Raw genomic sequence first — 12,827 nt, forward strand, 5'->3', positions numbered from 1 at the left:
GATGCGGAGAACCTGAGATGAAACAGAAACTGATAGCCTGGTTTGAACAGCTGCTGAACGGCTCTGCCGGGAATGCGCATAGCCATGACATTCACGTGGAACTCCTGCTGCCGCTGAGTCAGCTGTATGGACTGGAATATTATCCGGCAGTGCATCGTTATCATGAAAAGTAGGGATCGGGTATAAAGCAAAAAGCCCGCTCAGGTTTCCCTGAGCGGGCTTCTCTAAATATGGCTCCTCTGACTGGACTCGAACCAGTGACATACGGATTAACAGTCCGCCGTTCTACCGACTGAACTACAGAGGAATCGTTTGAACGAGGCGAATATTAACGGCGTCGCTCTAAGGTGTCAACAGCAAAAAATACATTATCATTCAACTGGCTAGCTTTAACGCAAAGCGATCGTGATTTAAGCAGTCTGAGCCGTATCACCAGCCATTCGGGTGAGCGGATCCTGCTGGTAAAACTGGCGCAGATGCTGATACATGGCGGGAAAACGCTCGGCCAGCAAAACCGGAGCCGTAAAGAAATATTCAGAGAGCACGGCGAAGCATTCAGCCGGATCGCTGGCAGCGTAAGGATCAATCGTGGCAGCCTGTTCGCCCACCAGTTCAACCTCACTCTCAATCTCTGCCATTGCGGCACGCAAATCTTTTTCCCACTGCGCCACGTCACGCAACGGTATCACCGGAACGCCGCTGGTATAACCGCTGCCGCGCGCATCCAGCTTGTGTGCGACTTCATGAATGACCAGATTAAAGCCGGACAGATCGAAAGAGTCCTGAATATCAAGCCAGTTGAGCACCACCGGCCCCTGGGTCCAGCTCTGCCCCGAGTGAACAGCAGGCGTGCTGTGAACCAGCCCATCTTCATCCTGCCAGTGGTCGTCAACTTCGAACGGTTCAGGATAGATCAGCACATCGTGAAAACCGTCCAGCCATTCCAGACCCAGTTTCAGCACCGGCAAAGAGAAGAGCAGGGCGATGCGCACGCTGCGCAGTTCATCCAGTTGTGCACCTTCAAGGGGAACCAGTTTTTTCTGTTGCAGAAAGCGCTTCGCCAGCTCAACGAGCGCCTGTTGTTCGGCATCACTGAGCGGGCTGAATACCGGCTGGGCAAGGCCCCGCTGCCACGGCAGCGCAGCCAGCATGTCATCATGCGTTTTCCAGGGCCATTTAAACATCGCAACTCCCGCACAGAACCGGACTATTTCGCTATCCTGACGCGCCAGACATAAAAATGCCAGCATCGAATGCTGGCATCAACTATCTGAGTGCAGGGCTGAAGACTGTCTATTCAACCCGTTAGCGCGACCATTGTCTGTGATTAAACCCGCAAAGCTCAGGGCTGAGGCATCAGTTGCGTTCGATGCGCTGAAATTCAATGACCCAGACCCAGGGATTCACTTCCCAGCTGGTCGCACCATACTGTTTTTCCCAGGCTTTGCGATACGCCTCTTTGGGGGATTCAGAGTTGGCTTTTATGGTGAAGAAGTTATTCAGGAAATGCGAGTCGGTTTGTACGCCCTCGGCCCGGATGTCATCTTCACTGATGTCCTGAATCTTCTCTGCACGGACGCCGGTAATTTCAAGATTGATGCGGCTGGCCCAGCGCGGCATATGAATGGCAGTCTGCCAGCCAAACTCTTCGGCTTCCGGGGTGCTCAGTGCATGCTGTCCCAGCTCATTGCTGTCGGCACGATACTGACAATATTCTGGCAGGCGAAATGGTGTCGGGTCACGTTCATACTCGGCCAGATCGCGCTCAGGCACCATCGGGCCACGCCAGGTTTCACGCACCCAGAGTATGTCACCTGGTTTGCCATAGGGGCATTGATAGCTGATGTCGGTCATCGACATCATTTTGTAGCCATGCAGATGGTTAGCACTCACATCGAAGGCGTGTACGCCCTCGTGATGATCCTGTCCCGGACCGAAAGCCTGAGTTTTCATAATGCGCCGGGTTTGCGTTTGCTGGCCAACCAACAGGGCACGAACACGCTGTTCGGAAAAAAGAATCGGCCGTTCTTTCATTGATTACCTCTTTTTATTAGTAGAACCCGGTTACTGCTGTATAAGTCCATTTGCTTCACATCTGGTAGTTAGCATAAAAGCTTTAAATCATTTTGCTTAATAATTTTTCGCCTGATAGTCGCCTGGAAATTGTCACGTTGGGTATCAAAAACCAGCAAAATGCAAAAAGCGCACCAACGCTTTTTTCACAACGGGCTGATCGCGACGAACAGCACGGATACAGTACGTTATAACGATAAAAATAGGAACCTTTTCAGACTTTCTCGCCTGTCATTGCGCACACTTTTACAATTAATTGCGTGACAAAAAAATGTTCAGCAGGGTCTGTATAATGGGTTAAGCACTTACAAAACATTACTGCTGTTAAACTAATTTTCTTAGCAGAAATTGACTGAGTAAAGGCTGAAAACGGCCAAAATTGCGGTTATTGTGTAACAGAGATGCTATACAGATGATCCAGATCTCATTTTTCTGCCCGAAAACACTGGCAGCGCCGCTCTTTTCAACACCACTGTAAGAAAAGTGTCATTAGCCAGTCGCTATGATGGCTTGCCGTTCGCGCACTGGCGCAACGAATCTGCGGTCGATCACTACAGGGAGAAAGTTTATGTCACTCACACTCTGGCAATCTCGCTATGAAAGCTGGTTTCAGGCGAACTGGATCCACGACGACGGCGCGCACGATATCGCCCATTTACGGCGCGTCTGGATGAGCGCACAGCGCATCATGTCCGGTACGCCCGCTGATCCGCTGGTGGTGCTGACCGCCTGCTATTTTCACGATGTGGTGAATCTGCCGAAGAACCATCCGGAACGCCATCTCGCCTCGACCTATGCCGCAGCGGAAACCCAGCGCATTCTGCAGCAGGATTTCCTCGATTTCCCTGCTGATAAGATTGATGCGGTGATGCATGCCGTTAAAACCCACAGTTTCAGCGCCGGGATACCGCCGCAAACGCTGGAAGCCAAAATTGTGCAGGATGCTGACCGGCTGGAGTCGCTGGGCGCAATCGGGCTGGCGCGTGTCTTCTACACCGCTGGTGCACTGAATCGCCCCTTGTTCGATAGTCAGGACCCACTGGGTAAAAATCGCGAGTTGAACGATGTTAAGTGGACTCTGGACCATTTTCAGAAGAAGCTGCTCCGGCTGCCGGAAACCATGCACACCGAAACCGGTCGCCTGCTGGCTGAGCATAACGCCGACTTCCTGGTACGCTATATGGCAAAGCTTTATGCCGAGCTTCAGGGCAATCTGGTGGGAATGGATGAAGGCGTGCTGCGGGACTTCACCCCTTTGCAAACCGAATATTAAATTTTTATGACAGTATGTTAATCGAAACGGTCATCCGGTAGCGTGTAGCGATAACAAAAAGGAGCTGCCCGATGACCGAAACTGTTAATTTAACGATTAAAATTGATCCCGAGCTTAAAGAAACGATTAAGCAGCTGGCGCTGGAAAACCAGATTTCAATGAGCCAGGAAATCGTTCAGCGTTTGCAGGCGAGCCTGGAAACGCATCCCCATCCGGCAATTGATAATCAGGACATCACTGAAGAGGGGACGGAGGGAGCCGGTGCCACGGATGCGAAGACCGATGGATTAAGCGCCTCTGAGTTGAAGCAGATCCGCCTGCTGCTGAAGAAGCAGACCAAGAAGAAGAAATAAAACAAAAACCCGTCTCAGGACGGGTTTTTTCATTTCAGAGCATTGACGACTTCAGCTGGCGAATATGGGGCAGCAGCAGCTGTGCGACCGCAGCAAATACCGGCACGACCACCGAGTTACCAAACTGTTTATACGCCTGGGTATCCGAGACCGGAATGCGGAACGGCTCACGGCCTGGCACATCAAAGCCCATCAGGCGCGCGCACTCGCGTGGGGAGAGACGGCGTGGCCGCCGCGCCATATTATCCGCATCCTGAAACGCCGCTTCACCCAATGCGCTATCCCAGCCGCGATCGATCAGAATCTCTGAGCCATCTTTATAGTAACGCGCCGACAGCGTACGCACGCAGCAGTCAGGATTGCGCGGATCGTTGAGGCCAAAGCCAAACCCATTGCCTTTCGCTTTATGTTTTTTTGCATACTGATAGAGGTAGCGCCACAGCACTGGCGACAGAGTATATTTGTCGTCAGGCGCGCTTTCCAGCAGGCTTTGCAGGCTGGGCACCTGCGCCGGATAGAAACGACGGATATCGCGCAGGGTGAAATCCTGCTTTTTCAGGTCACGGCGAATACCCACCAGCACAATGCGTTCGCGATGCTGCGGCAGGAAGTGACGCGCATCGATCACTTTGGCATCCGGGCTGCTGGCGCCGGCATCCGCCACGTCATAGCCCAGCTCATCCAGCGTCTCCATGATAATGGCGAAGGTGCGGCCTTTATCGTGGCTCTTGAGGTTTTTCACATTCTCCAGCACAAAGAAGGGCGGCTTCTTGGCAGCCAGAATGCGGGCGACATCAAAAAACAGCGTGCCCTGTACCTGACACTCAAAACCGTGCGCGCGGCCCAGCGCATTTTTCTTGCTGACGCCCGCCAGCGAAAAGGGCTGGCAGGGAAAACCGGCCAGTAACACCTGATGATCGGGAACCGCGGCATCAATCGCGCGGTATATCTCGTCATCGTCAGTCAGACCTTCCGGCTGGGTCACCTGACGGATGTCGGTATTGAAGTGATGCTCCAGTGGATCGCTGTAGTGGTTGGCTTTGTAAGTGCGCACGGCTTCTTTATTCCATTCACTGGTAAAGACGCACTTGCCGCCAATCGCTTCGAATCCTTTGCGAATACCACCAATCCCGGCAAAGAGATCGATAAAACGAAACTCAGGATGATCATAATGGGCCGGTCGGGTCGGCAGCAGACCCTGTAACAGCGACAGCTCCGCCTCACACAGCGGTGGCAGGGCGCTTTTACCCTGCCGAATCCGGTTCAGCAGGGCCGGCGTCCAGCAGGAAAATCCCGCCTGCTGCAGGCGGGTCGTGACATCACGAACCGAATAGATTGCCAGCACCTGCTGAAAAAGTTCAGACGCATCAGCAGATGAAAGTGCAGCAGAGAGTGGTTCAGCGAGGGCGGCGGGATGCATGCGTTTTTCCTTAACAGTAAGGTGCCTATGCTATCACTCCAGACGCTGTGTGGAAATTGCCGGGATGTGCCCTGTACCCGCGCCCCGGAAAGTTCTGTTTTTGCGGTGCTTGTTCCGAAGTCGTCTGGCGACAGCTTTCGCTTTTCGTGGCGCAGACTAAAGTTACTGAACCAGCAAAAAAGGAGAGGTTATGGCTGATGTTCACTCCAGCGAAACACGCAGCAAAAATATGCGTGCCATTCGCGCTCAGGATACGGCCATTGAGCAACGTATTGCGCTGTTGCTGAAAGACCGGGGGTTTAGCTTTCGCGTACAGGATAAAAATCTGCCGGGACGGCCCGATTTCGTTCTGACAGAACAACAGGCGATTATCTTTGTTCATGGCTGCTTCTGGCATCGTCATCACTGCTATCTGTTTAAAATGCCGGCGACGCGCACAGAGTTCTGGACCGGCAAAATCAACAGTAATGTTGAACGCGACCGGCGCTATGTGCGCCTGCTGCAGGAAGCCGGCTGGAAAGTACTGATCATCTGGGAGTGCGCGCTTCGCGGCAAACTGCGCCTGGGCGATCAGGACCTGCTGGAGCGGCTGGAGGAGTGGCTGATGGTGATGTCGGAGAGTGCCGAGGTCGACCATCAGGGCATCCATCATTACAACGCCGATTGCTAATCAGGGACATAATTGGTTAGATCTGCGCTTTCTCCGTGGCCAGGAGCCTTAATGAGCAGCATAAAACTGACGGTAAAACGCCTTTACCAGATTCGTGACGAGCGAATGGTGAATACCAAAGCGACCGCGCGGGTCTACTGCGGCGACAGGCTTATCGCCACGGAGGAGATCACTGGCATGACTGAAAGCCCGGTCAGCAAATATTTGCATGCTGAAGGAGCAGCAGGCGAGACGGTGCGGGTAGAGTGGGATTGTGAGGGCATCGCCGAGATGACCGTAACGGAAATTGAGCGCTGCCCATGTTGTCAACATAACGAACCAGACTAAGGATAAGATTTTGGCAGGCACCAGTTTACTGACTTTACTTGATGATATTGCAACACTTCTGGACGATATTTCCGTCATGGGAAAAGTGGCGGCGAAAAAGACCGCTGGCGTACTGGGCGACGATTTGTCGCTGAATGCACAGCAGGTCACCGGCGTAAAAGCCAACCGTGAACTGCCGGTCGTATGGGGCGTGGCCAAGGGATCGTTTCTCAACAAACTGATTCTGGTGCCACTGGCGCTGATTATCTCCGCGTTTGCCCCCTGGCTGATTACGCCACTGCTGATGATCGGCGGTGCCTATCTCTGCTACGAAGGCGTTGAGAAGGTGATGCACACGCTGCAGCAGGACAAGCAGAGCAAATCACCGGAAGCGCGTAAGCAGCGACTCGATTCGCTGGCGAACCAGAATGCGGCTGAGTTTGAAAAGAAGAAGATCAAAGGCGCAGTGCGCACCGATTTTATTCTGTCAGCAGAAATTGTCGCGATTACCTTAGGCATCGTGTCGGAGGCGCCGCTGCTCAACCAGGTGATTATTCTGGCGGGCATCGCGATTCTGGTCACCATCGGCGTTTACGGCATCGTGGCGGCCATTGTAAAAATTGATGACCTCGGCTTCTGGCTGCGTGAAAAAACGTCACGCATCGCGCAGGGCATCGGTAGCGTGCTGCTGGCTGCCGCGCCCTGGCTGATGAAGATTCTTTCGGTCGTCGGCACCATCGCGATGTTCCTGGTCGGCGGCGGTATCGTGGTTCATGGCATTGCGCCGCTGCATCATCTTATTGAGGAAGTCAGCGGCGGCTTCAGCGGCTGGATCGCGATGCTGCTGAGCAACGGCGCCAACCTGGTACTCGGTTTTATCATTGGGTCGATCGTGCTGTTAGTGGTCAACCTTATTGCCAGAGTGCGCGGAAAATCGGTATAAAGCGCACTGTGATTTACGGTCAGGAGAATGACGATGAACGACGACATGTTTGAATTTGATATCGACGCACAGCTTGAGCAGGCTGAAGCGAAAGCAGAGAAAAAAGCCAGCGAAGTGCCGGATGATCCTGGCGACGAAGCCGATTGCGAAGGCTGTAAAATCTGACGTCAGCGTCAATGCTTCATCAAAGCGGATATGTTTTCTTATCCGCTTTTTTATTTTCCGCATATCCAGCTGATTAATTCCGAATTTGCCCGTTTTTTACTTGCCTTAACAGGCAGGTGTCGGCTTTGCCTGCTATAAAGATAATAATCACTCAGGTTAGTAACATCCATTTAAGGAGCGCAACATGGTTTTCGCAATCAGTGAAGAAGTGCAGCACAAGGAACAGGGTCAGACGATGGTGGTGACCGGCTTCGCGAGTGGCATGGTGGAGTGCCGCTGGTATGACGGCTATGCCGTGCGCAGCGAAGCGTTTCGCAGCGATGAGCTGAGCGCACTGAATGCTGAGCAACTGGCGAGCTGATAACATCAGGCCTGTGGGTCCTGCGACCCGTCAGGCCCGCTTTCTGCTTATTGAAGGCCCGGCACGCTCCCTGTGCCGCCCTGTTTCAGACGTTACCGTCGTTATCCTCTTCCACGGCCTGATAGATGCGCTGCAAGACGTCCGGGAAAGCGGACTGCACGCGACTCCAGCTCGGTATAAACGGCTTATCGTTAGGACGCTCAATAAAGGCCTGTCCCGCTTCAAGAATCGACTGGGTAAACATTTCTACCGCTGCCTCTTCTACGTGCTGATCAAACTTCAGCCCGTTCATCGCCGCCTCATGGTTATAGGTCTCCATCATATCCAGCGCATTACGATAATAGGTGGCCTTCAGAACACGGAACGAGTCGCTGGTCAGTGGCACACCCATGGTGGCGAGCTTACGCAGCAGTGACTGGACGATATCACTGCTCATGCGCTTCAGGCCGCCGGTGCCATCATCTTCCGCCAGAGGCTGGTGTTTGTGGTCGTAATTGTCGGCGATCTCAACCTGGCATGACTGACGGGTGGTGTAGTTACGGTAAATCTCCGACAGCACGCCAATCTCCAGACCCCAGTCGCCAGGAATTTTGATGCCGTTCAGCACATGCGTCCGCATGGCGAACTCCCCGGAAAGCGGATAGCGGAAACTCGACAGGTAATCCAGGTACTCTGAGTGACCATAAACTTTCTGCAGCGAGCGCAGTAGCGGCCCAACCAGCAGACGCCCTACGCGGCCATTAAGCTTGCCATCCGCGACGCGCGCATAGAAGCCCTTACAGAACTCATACTGAAATGACGGGTTGGCCAGCGGGTAGAGCAGACGGGCGAGCATGCCGCGCTCGTAGGTCACGATATCGCAGTCATGCAGCGCGACACAGCTGGTGCGGTCCGACGCCAGCGTATAGCCGGTACAGAACCAGACATTACGGCCTTTTCCAGGATTAGTGGGCGACAGACCTTCTTTATCCAGCTCTGCATCAATCGCCTTCAGACGCGGGCCATCGTTCCACAGAATGCGATGGCGTTGCGGCAGGCGGGAAAAGAACTCGCGGGCAAACAGGAACTGGTCGCGGTCGGCCCGATCCAGTCCGATGACGATCTCATCCAGATAGGGCACTTTCGCCAGCTCATCGACGATTTTTGTCAGCGCCGGGCCTTCAAGTTCAGAAAAAAGCGATGGCAGGATCAGCCCCATTTTGCGTTTGCGGGCAAAGCGAACCATCTCTTTTTCCAGCGACTCCACGCTACGGTGGGTAAGGTTGTGGAAGTTGGTGATTACGCCATTCTGATAAAAGTCACTCATCGCATCATCCTTTTAATGCCCGTGGGCAGCTTATTGAGGTTGAGTCAAAAAATAGTCCAGCCCTTCACGCCAGCCTTCAGGGCCATGATGGGCGGTATGATAAACCTGCTGCTGGTCGGTCCGGCTGAGTGTGACCGGTGTTTTACTGTAGCCCCTGATGACCACGGCAAAATCAACCGCATCCAGCATTGGGGCATCGTTGGGTCCGTCACCCAGACCGATGGTCGTGCGCGTCTCACCGGGCGAGTGGTCCAGTAGCCAGCGCAGCGCTTCGCCTTTGCCACTGCCCGCCGGCATCACATGCCAGAAACGACCGCCCTGCGTCAGTGCCAGACCTTCTGCGCGCAGCGCGTCATGGAACCGGTCAAAGGCTTCATCACTGTCGCGCCAGACAATCACTTCTGACGCGTCGCGCTGACGGGACAGCGCCGATTCCGCCTCGCTCAGACCAGTCATTGAGGCCACTTCCGGATCAGAGAAGTCATGGAAGCCGGTAAAACGGTAGTCGGTTTTCAAAGTAGCAAGACGCTGGCAGAGGGTGTCATAGGTCAGCGTATTGTCGGGCAGGCGGATTTGCTGCTGATCGAGCGTCTGCACCACGGCCCCGTTTTCAGCAATGAATGGTGAAGCACTGATGCCGAGCCTTTTTTGCAGCGGAATAATTTCAGCTGCCGTTTTGCTGGAACAGATCACCAGCGGAATGTCGTGTTGCTTCAGTGTGGTGAGCCACTCGGTGGCCGCATCCCAGCGATAGGTATGATGGTCAAGTAATGAACCATCCAGATCGGTGATAATCATTAACGGCTGGTGGAGATCGGGCATTGACAGGCTCCTTTCATCACGTTCGCGGCTAAAGCAGCGGATTTTCAATATTATAGTTGAATATGGCTCACACTTTTTTTCCTGCCACGCTGTCGCGAAATCCAGGATAATTCTTAAAAACAGAGGACTGAAAAAAGGGAATGCATGAAGTGTGCGGGGCTAAGTCACTGACTGGTGCGATATTTTGATTACAGTAGCGCTAAAATTACCTGGCAGGTTGCAGAAACGTGCATATCTGATGCTTGTTTCGAAATCGGGATCGCGTAATCTGCAAGGGTGTTAAGAATTCCCTGGTGTAACGAATTGAATTTTTTACCCGGCCATCCCGCCGGGTATTTTTTTGAAATCGATTTCATCGGCTGATTTCTCAGGCGCGATAGTTAGAAATGTCAATTTCAAACGCCTCCGCCAGTTCGGTATAGGAAGAGTAAATGTGTCCTTCAACTTCCAGCCGTGGCGTCTGACCCTGATCCATGTACTCTCGTATTTCTCCTGACGTTCTGGCCTGAATCGCCGCCAGTAAACCCTCGACATCAACCTGCAAATCCGACGGCTGACCCTCGCTGTGCTGTTTTTCGTCTGTCATTTTCTTACTCCTGAGAGCAAACAGAATATTCAGTATAGAACGCGATACCGAAAGGCGGGGGCGGGCAGATCGCAGGCAAAAAAAAGCCCGCGCTGCGCGGGCAAAATCCTTGTTACTTTCAGGTTGTGGCTGCACCTATGGGGTGGTGCAGTAGAGAGAAGTTTAAAGGGCAGACGCGTAAGAAGTCTTGCAGTGAAATGTTAAGACATTGCAAAAGTCCGTCCTTACTCAGATTTACCTGACTTTAAGCCTCAACAGAGCAGATTCAGCTATAGTTAAAAATAAAGCTGATTTTTATCAATACCTAAAGGAATGGTTATGGACATTTTAAGAATTATTATTGCGATTTTGCTGCCACCGCTGGGCGTGTTTATGCAGGTCGGTTTTGGCGGTGCCTTCTGGCTGAACATCCTGCTGACGATCTGTGGGTATATCCCTGGTATTATTCACGCCGTCTGGGTTATTGCCCGCCGCTAACGCGCTGCATTGGCACGGTTCTTCGTTTAGACTGTACTCAGTAAATAATCAGGAGAACCGAAATGAAGGTAAATGACCGCGTCAGCGTCAAAACCGATGGCGGCCCGCGTCGCATTGGCACCATTCTGGCAATGGAGCCGTTTAATGAAGGCACCATGTTTCTGGTGGCGCTGGAAGATTATCCGCTAGGCATCTGGTTTTTTAATGAGACACACCAGCCGGATGGCATCTTCGTGGAGCCCTGCCACGACGCCTAAGACTGACACGCATGAAAAAGCCGCCTTTCCGACTGCCGGAAAGGCGGCTTTTTACTCTGGGTGATTCATCGACTGATGTCAGTCGATGAATATCACCCGGCATACCCTTAGAAGGTTTCCCAGTTATCCGTGCCAGAGGCCAGCGCTGGACGGGGTGCCAGAGCCGGTGTTTTTAACGGGGAAGAAGCACGAGGCGCCACGCCTGCGGTGGCGGTTAAGTCCTGCAGGCGGAATGCTGCTACCGCCTGCGTTAGTTTGCCCGCCTGATCTTCCAGCGAGGCCGCTGCTGCGGAAGCTTCTTCCACCAGTGAGGCGTTCTGCTGAGTAACATTATCCATCTCAGTGACGGCCTGGCTCACCTGCTGAATACCGCGGCTCTGCTCGTCCGAGGCGGCTGCAATTTCCGACATAATATCGGTAACGCGACGAACCGCTTCTACAATCTCACCCATGGTGCTGCCCGCTTCACCAACCTGATGCGATCCATCCTTGATCAGCGTGACCGACTCAGCAATCAGGGATTCAATCTCTTTAGCCGCCTGCGCACTGCGCTGGGCCAGACTGCGTACTTCGCTGGCTACCACCGCAAAACCACGACCCTGTTCACCGGCACGCGCCGCTTCTACCGCTGCGTTCAAGGCCAGGATGTTGGTCTGGAATGCAATGCTATTAATGACGTTGGTGATTTCAGCAATCTTCTTCGAGCTGCCGGAGATGTTGGTCATGGTTTTCACCACGCTATTGACCAGATCGCCACCGCTGCGTGCTTTGCCGGAAGCATCCGCAGCCAGCTGGCTGGCGTGATGGGCATTCTCGGCATTCTGTTTCACTGTTGCGGTCAGCTGTTCCATGCTGGCTGCCGTCTGCTCCAGCGCCGCCGCCTGCTGCTCGGTACGGGAAGAGAGATCGGTGTTACCGGCGGAAATCTCACTGGAGCCCTGATAAATCGCCACAGCGCCTTCGCGCACTGTTCCGACTGTGGTTACAAGCGACTGCTGCATCAGTTGCAGATTATGGATCAGTGTACCAATCTCACTGCGACCAAAGGGCAGGGGAGCGGAGGTCAGATCGCCCTGTGCAATACGTTCGATACGCATCACCGACTGACGCAGCGGATTAATGACCACCCGGCGCAGGAAGACAAAGGTCAGCAGCACCAGCACCAGAGCGGCACCGAACGCCACGGCCATGGCGATAAAGCCGATACGGGACTGGTGGTCGGCTTCGACGGTAATGGCATTGGCGCGGTCAGTACGGATCCTGATGGCCTTCAGTAACACCGCATTATAGTCTTCATCCAGCTTGCGGGTTACGTCCGTTTCCTGCGCGATGATGCCCTCAAAGCTGCCCTGTTTACCGGCGTCGATCATCGGTATCAGGCCTTTATTAATGTAATCGTTAAAGCGAGCCTGCAGCGTGGCATCCAGGTCAGTGTCAGCAGGGGTCTTCACTTCACGTGCCTGATAGACAGCGAAGCCATCTTTTGCCTGCTGAATACGTTTTTCAGCCGCAGTTACATTGGCGCGAAACTCATCCATGTCACCAATACGTGCGGCGGCACCGGCCTGAATGATCGTCAGACGCGCAGTACGCAGGTGGTTTGAACTGTTAGAGAGGCCCATGCGAACCTGAATTTCGTCCGTGGCATCACTGAGGGAATGATTACCTAAAATCAGAAAGTAACTGGCGACACCAATACAGAGTGCGAACAGCAGCAAAATGCCGCCGAAGATCAGGCTAAACAGTGGTACCAGGCGGAGATTCTGCCAGATGCCAGCGCTCGTATGTCCATCATTATCTAATGCAGTGTTCATA

17 protein-coding genes and 1 tRNA gene are annotated in these 12,827 nt (G+C 53.5%); 10 read left to right on the forward strand and 8 right to left on the reverse strand.

All coding sequences use genetic code 11. From position 1 onward, the window contains the following. Positions 1 to 17: 17 nt before the first annotated feature. Positions 18 to 173 (forward strand): hypothetical protein, encoded by a 156-nt coding sequence (locus tag HZZ01_RS02900; RefSeq protein ID WP_179895434.1) that lies wholly within the window; start codon positions 18 to 20, stop codon positions 171 to 173. A gap of 58 nt (positions 174 to 231) precedes the next feature. On the opposite strand, the gene HZZ01_RS02905 is transcribed toward HZZ01_RS02900, so the two are convergent. From HZZ01_RS02905 to HZZ01_RS02915, 3 genes are all read right to left on the reverse strand, one after another. Next, a tRNA-Asn gene (locus HZZ01_RS02905) sits at positions 232 to 307 on the reverse strand. A gap of 103 nt (positions 308 to 410) precedes the next feature. Beyond that, positions 411 to 1,184: a DgsA anti-repressor MtfA gene (gene mtfA, locus HZZ01_RS02910; RefSeq protein WP_179895435.1), complete on the reverse strand. Its 774-nt coding sequence runs from the start codon at positions 1,182 to 1,184 to the stop codon at positions 411 to 413. A gap of 172 nt (positions 1,185 to 1,356) precedes the next feature. Beyond that, on the reverse strand, positions 1,357 to 2,034 hold the full coding sequence (locus tag HZZ01_RS02915; protein ID WP_179895436.1) for a hypothetical protein: 678 nt from the start codon (positions 2,032 to 2,034) through the stop codon (positions 1,357 to 1,359). 607 nt (positions 2,035 to 2,641) lie between these two features. On the opposite strand from HZZ01_RS02915, the gene HZZ01_RS02920 reads away from it, so the two are divergent. Further along, positions 2,642 to 3,346: a phosphohydrolase gene (locus tag HZZ01_RS02920; protein ID WP_179895437.1), complete on the forward strand. Its 705-nt coding sequence runs from the start codon at positions 2,642 to 2,644 to the stop codon at positions 3,344 to 3,346. 71 nt (positions 3,347 to 3,417) lie between these two features. Beyond that, a complete protein-coding gene (locus tag HZZ01_RS02925) occupies positions 3,418 to 3,699 on the forward strand; it encodes an Arc family DNA-binding protein (RefSeq protein ID WP_179895438.1) in 282 nt (93 codons plus the stop codon). Positions 3,700 to 3,733: 34 nt separating this feature from the next. On the opposite strand, the gene dcm is transcribed toward HZZ01_RS02925, so the two are convergent. Continuing rightward, positions 3,734 to 5,119, reverse strand: a complete 1,386-nt coding sequence (gene dcm / locus HZZ01_RS02930) for a DNA (cytosine-5-)-methyltransferase (RefSeq protein WP_179895439.1) — start codon at positions 5,117 to 5,119, stop codon at positions 3,734 to 3,736. 190 nt (positions 5,120 to 5,309) lie between these two features. Between dcm and HZZ01_RS02935 the strand changes: the two genes are divergently transcribed. From HZZ01_RS02935 to HZZ01_RS02950, 5 genes are all read left to right on the forward strand, one after another. Then, positions 5,310 to 5,789, forward strand: a complete 480-nt coding sequence (locus HZZ01_RS02935) for a very short patch repair endonuclease (protein WP_179895440.1) — start codon at positions 5,310 to 5,312, stop codon at positions 5,787 to 5,789. 51 nt (positions 5,790 to 5,840) lie between these two features. Further along, complete coding sequence (locus tag HZZ01_RS02940; protein WP_090959971.1) at positions 5,841 to 6,116, forward strand: hypothetical protein; 276 nt, start codon at positions 5,841 to 5,843, stop codon at positions 6,114 to 6,116. Between the two features lie 10 nt (positions 6,117 to 6,126). Next, positions 6,127 to 7,038, forward strand: a complete 912-nt coding sequence (locus HZZ01_RS02945) for a DUF808 domain-containing protein (RefSeq protein ID WP_179895441.1) — start codon at positions 6,127 to 6,129, stop codon at positions 7,036 to 7,038. A gap of 33 nt (positions 7,039 to 7,071) precedes the next feature. Next, a complete protein-coding gene (locus tag HZZ01_RS20920; protein ID WP_255434091.1) occupies positions 7,072 to 7,203 on the forward strand; it encodes a hypothetical protein in 132 nt (43 codons plus the stop codon). Positions 7,204 to 7,387: 184 nt separating this feature from the next. Further along, a complete protein-coding gene (locus tag HZZ01_RS02950) occupies positions 7,388 to 7,564 on the forward strand; it encodes a YodC family protein (protein WP_179895442.1) in 177 nt (58 codons plus the stop codon). Between the two features lie 85 nt (positions 7,565 to 7,649). Here HZZ01_RS02950 and HZZ01_RS02955 read toward each other — a convergent pair whose 3' ends face one another. The 3 genes from HZZ01_RS02955 to HZZ01_RS02965 all read right to left on the reverse strand — a co-directional run bounded on the left by HZZ01_RS02955 (position 7,650) and on the right by HZZ01_RS02965 (position 10,278). Further along, positions 7,650 to 8,870: a glycosyl transferase gene (locus HZZ01_RS02955; protein ID WP_090959981.1), complete on the reverse strand. Its 1,221-nt coding sequence runs from the start codon at positions 8,868 to 8,870 to the stop codon at positions 7,650 to 7,652. Between the two features lie 30 nt (positions 8,871 to 8,900). Further along, entirely contained in the window at positions 8,901 to 9,692 is a 792-nt protein-coding gene (locus HZZ01_RS02960) for a mannosyl-3-phosphoglycerate phosphatase-related protein (protein WP_179895443.1), read from the reverse strand. 367 nt (positions 9,693 to 10,059) lie between these two features. After that, on the reverse strand, positions 10,060 to 10,278 hold the full coding sequence (locus tag HZZ01_RS02965; protein ID WP_179895444.1) for a DUF2525 domain-containing protein: 219 nt from the start codon (positions 10,276 to 10,278) through the stop codon (positions 10,060 to 10,062). A gap of 318 nt (positions 10,279 to 10,596) precedes the next feature. On the opposite strand from HZZ01_RS02965, the gene HZZ01_RS02970 reads away from it, so the two are divergent. Next, a complete protein-coding gene (locus HZZ01_RS02970; protein ID WP_003854456.1) occupies positions 10,597 to 10,755 on the forward strand; it encodes a YqaE/Pmp3 family membrane protein in 159 nt (52 codons plus the stop codon). 62 nt (positions 10,756 to 10,817) lie between these two features. Further along, positions 10,818 to 11,012, forward strand: coding sequence for a protein DsrB (gene dsrB, locus HZZ01_RS02975; protein ID WP_179895445.1), 195 nt, complete (start codon positions 10,818 to 10,820; stop codon positions 11,010 to 11,012). 107 nt (positions 11,013 to 11,119) lie between these two features. On the opposite strand, the gene HZZ01_RS02980 is transcribed toward dsrB, so the two are convergent. Then, positions 11,120 to 12,826 (reverse strand): methyl-accepting chemotaxis protein, encoded by a 1,707-nt coding sequence (locus HZZ01_RS02980; RefSeq protein ID WP_179895446.1) that lies wholly within the window; start codon positions 12,824 to 12,826, stop codon positions 11,120 to 11,122. Between the last annotated feature and the right edge of the window lies 1 nt (position 12,827).

The sequence above is a fragment of the Pantoea sp. WMus005 genome, assembly GCF_013415305.1.
Taxonomy (GTDB): Bacteria; Pseudomonadota; Gammaproteobacteria; order Enterobacterales; family Enterobacteriaceae; genus Pantoea; species Pantoea rara.

Excerpts from the sequence above, each read along its gene's own strand:
- HZZ01_RS02900 (WP_179895434.1), top strand. The coding sequence starts at position 18 with ATGAAACAGAAACTGATAGCCTGGTTTGAACAGCTGCTGAACGGCTCT.
- mtfA (WP_179895435.1), bottom strand. The coding sequence starts at position 1,184 with ATGTTTAAATGGCCCTGGAAAACGCATGATGACATGCTGGCTGCGCTG.
- HZZ01_RS02915 (WP_179895436.1), bottom strand. The coding sequence starts at position 2,034 with ATGAAAGAACGGCCGATTCTTTTTTCCGAACAGCGTGTTCGTGCCCTG.
- HZZ01_RS02920 (WP_179895437.1), top strand. The coding sequence starts at position 2,642 with ATGTCACTCACACTCTGGCAATCTCGCTATGAAAGCTGGTTTCAGGCG.
- HZZ01_RS02925 (WP_179895438.1), top strand. The coding sequence starts at position 3,418 with ATGACCGAAACTGTTAATTTAACGATTAAAATTGATCCCGAGCTTAAA.
- dcm (WP_179895439.1), bottom strand. The coding sequence starts at position 5,119 with ATGCATCCCGCCGCCCTCGCTGAACCACTCTCTGCTGCACTTTCATCT.
- HZZ01_RS02935 (WP_179895440.1), top strand. The coding sequence starts at position 5,310 with ATGGCTGATGTTCACTCCAGCGAAACACGCAGCAAAAATATGCGTGCC.
- HZZ01_RS02940 (WP_090959971.1), top strand. The coding sequence starts at position 5,841 with ATGAGCAGCATAAAACTGACGGTAAAACGCCTTTACCAGATTCGTGAC.
- HZZ01_RS20920 (WP_255434091.1), top strand. The coding sequence starts at position 7,072 with ATGAACGACGACATGTTTGAATTTGATATCGACGCACAGCTTGAGCAG.
- HZZ01_RS02950 (WP_179895442.1), top strand. The coding sequence starts at position 7,388 with ATGGTTTTCGCAATCAGTGAAGAAGTGCAGCACAAGGAACAGGGTCAG.
- HZZ01_RS02955 (WP_090959981.1), bottom strand. The coding sequence starts at position 8,870 with ATGAGTGACTTTTATCAGAATGGCGTAATCACCAACTTCCACAACCTT.
- HZZ01_RS02960 (WP_179895443.1), bottom strand. The coding sequence starts at position 9,692 with ATGCCCGATCTCCACCAGCCGTTAATGATTATCACCGATCTGGATGGT.
- HZZ01_RS02965 (WP_179895444.1), bottom strand. The coding sequence starts at position 10,278 with ATGACAGACGAAAAACAGCACAGCGAGGGTCAGCCGTCGGATTTGCAG.
- HZZ01_RS02970 (WP_003854456.1), top strand. The coding sequence starts at position 10,597 with ATGGACATTTTAAGAATTATTATTGCGATTTTGCTGCCACCGCTGGGC.
- dsrB (WP_179895445.1), top strand. The coding sequence starts at position 10,818 with ATGAAGGTAAATGACCGCGTCAGCGTCAAAACCGATGGCGGCCCGCGT.
- HZZ01_RS02980 (WP_179895446.1), bottom strand. The coding sequence starts at position 12,826 with ATGAACACTGCATTAGATAATGATGGACATACGAGCGCTGGCATCTGG.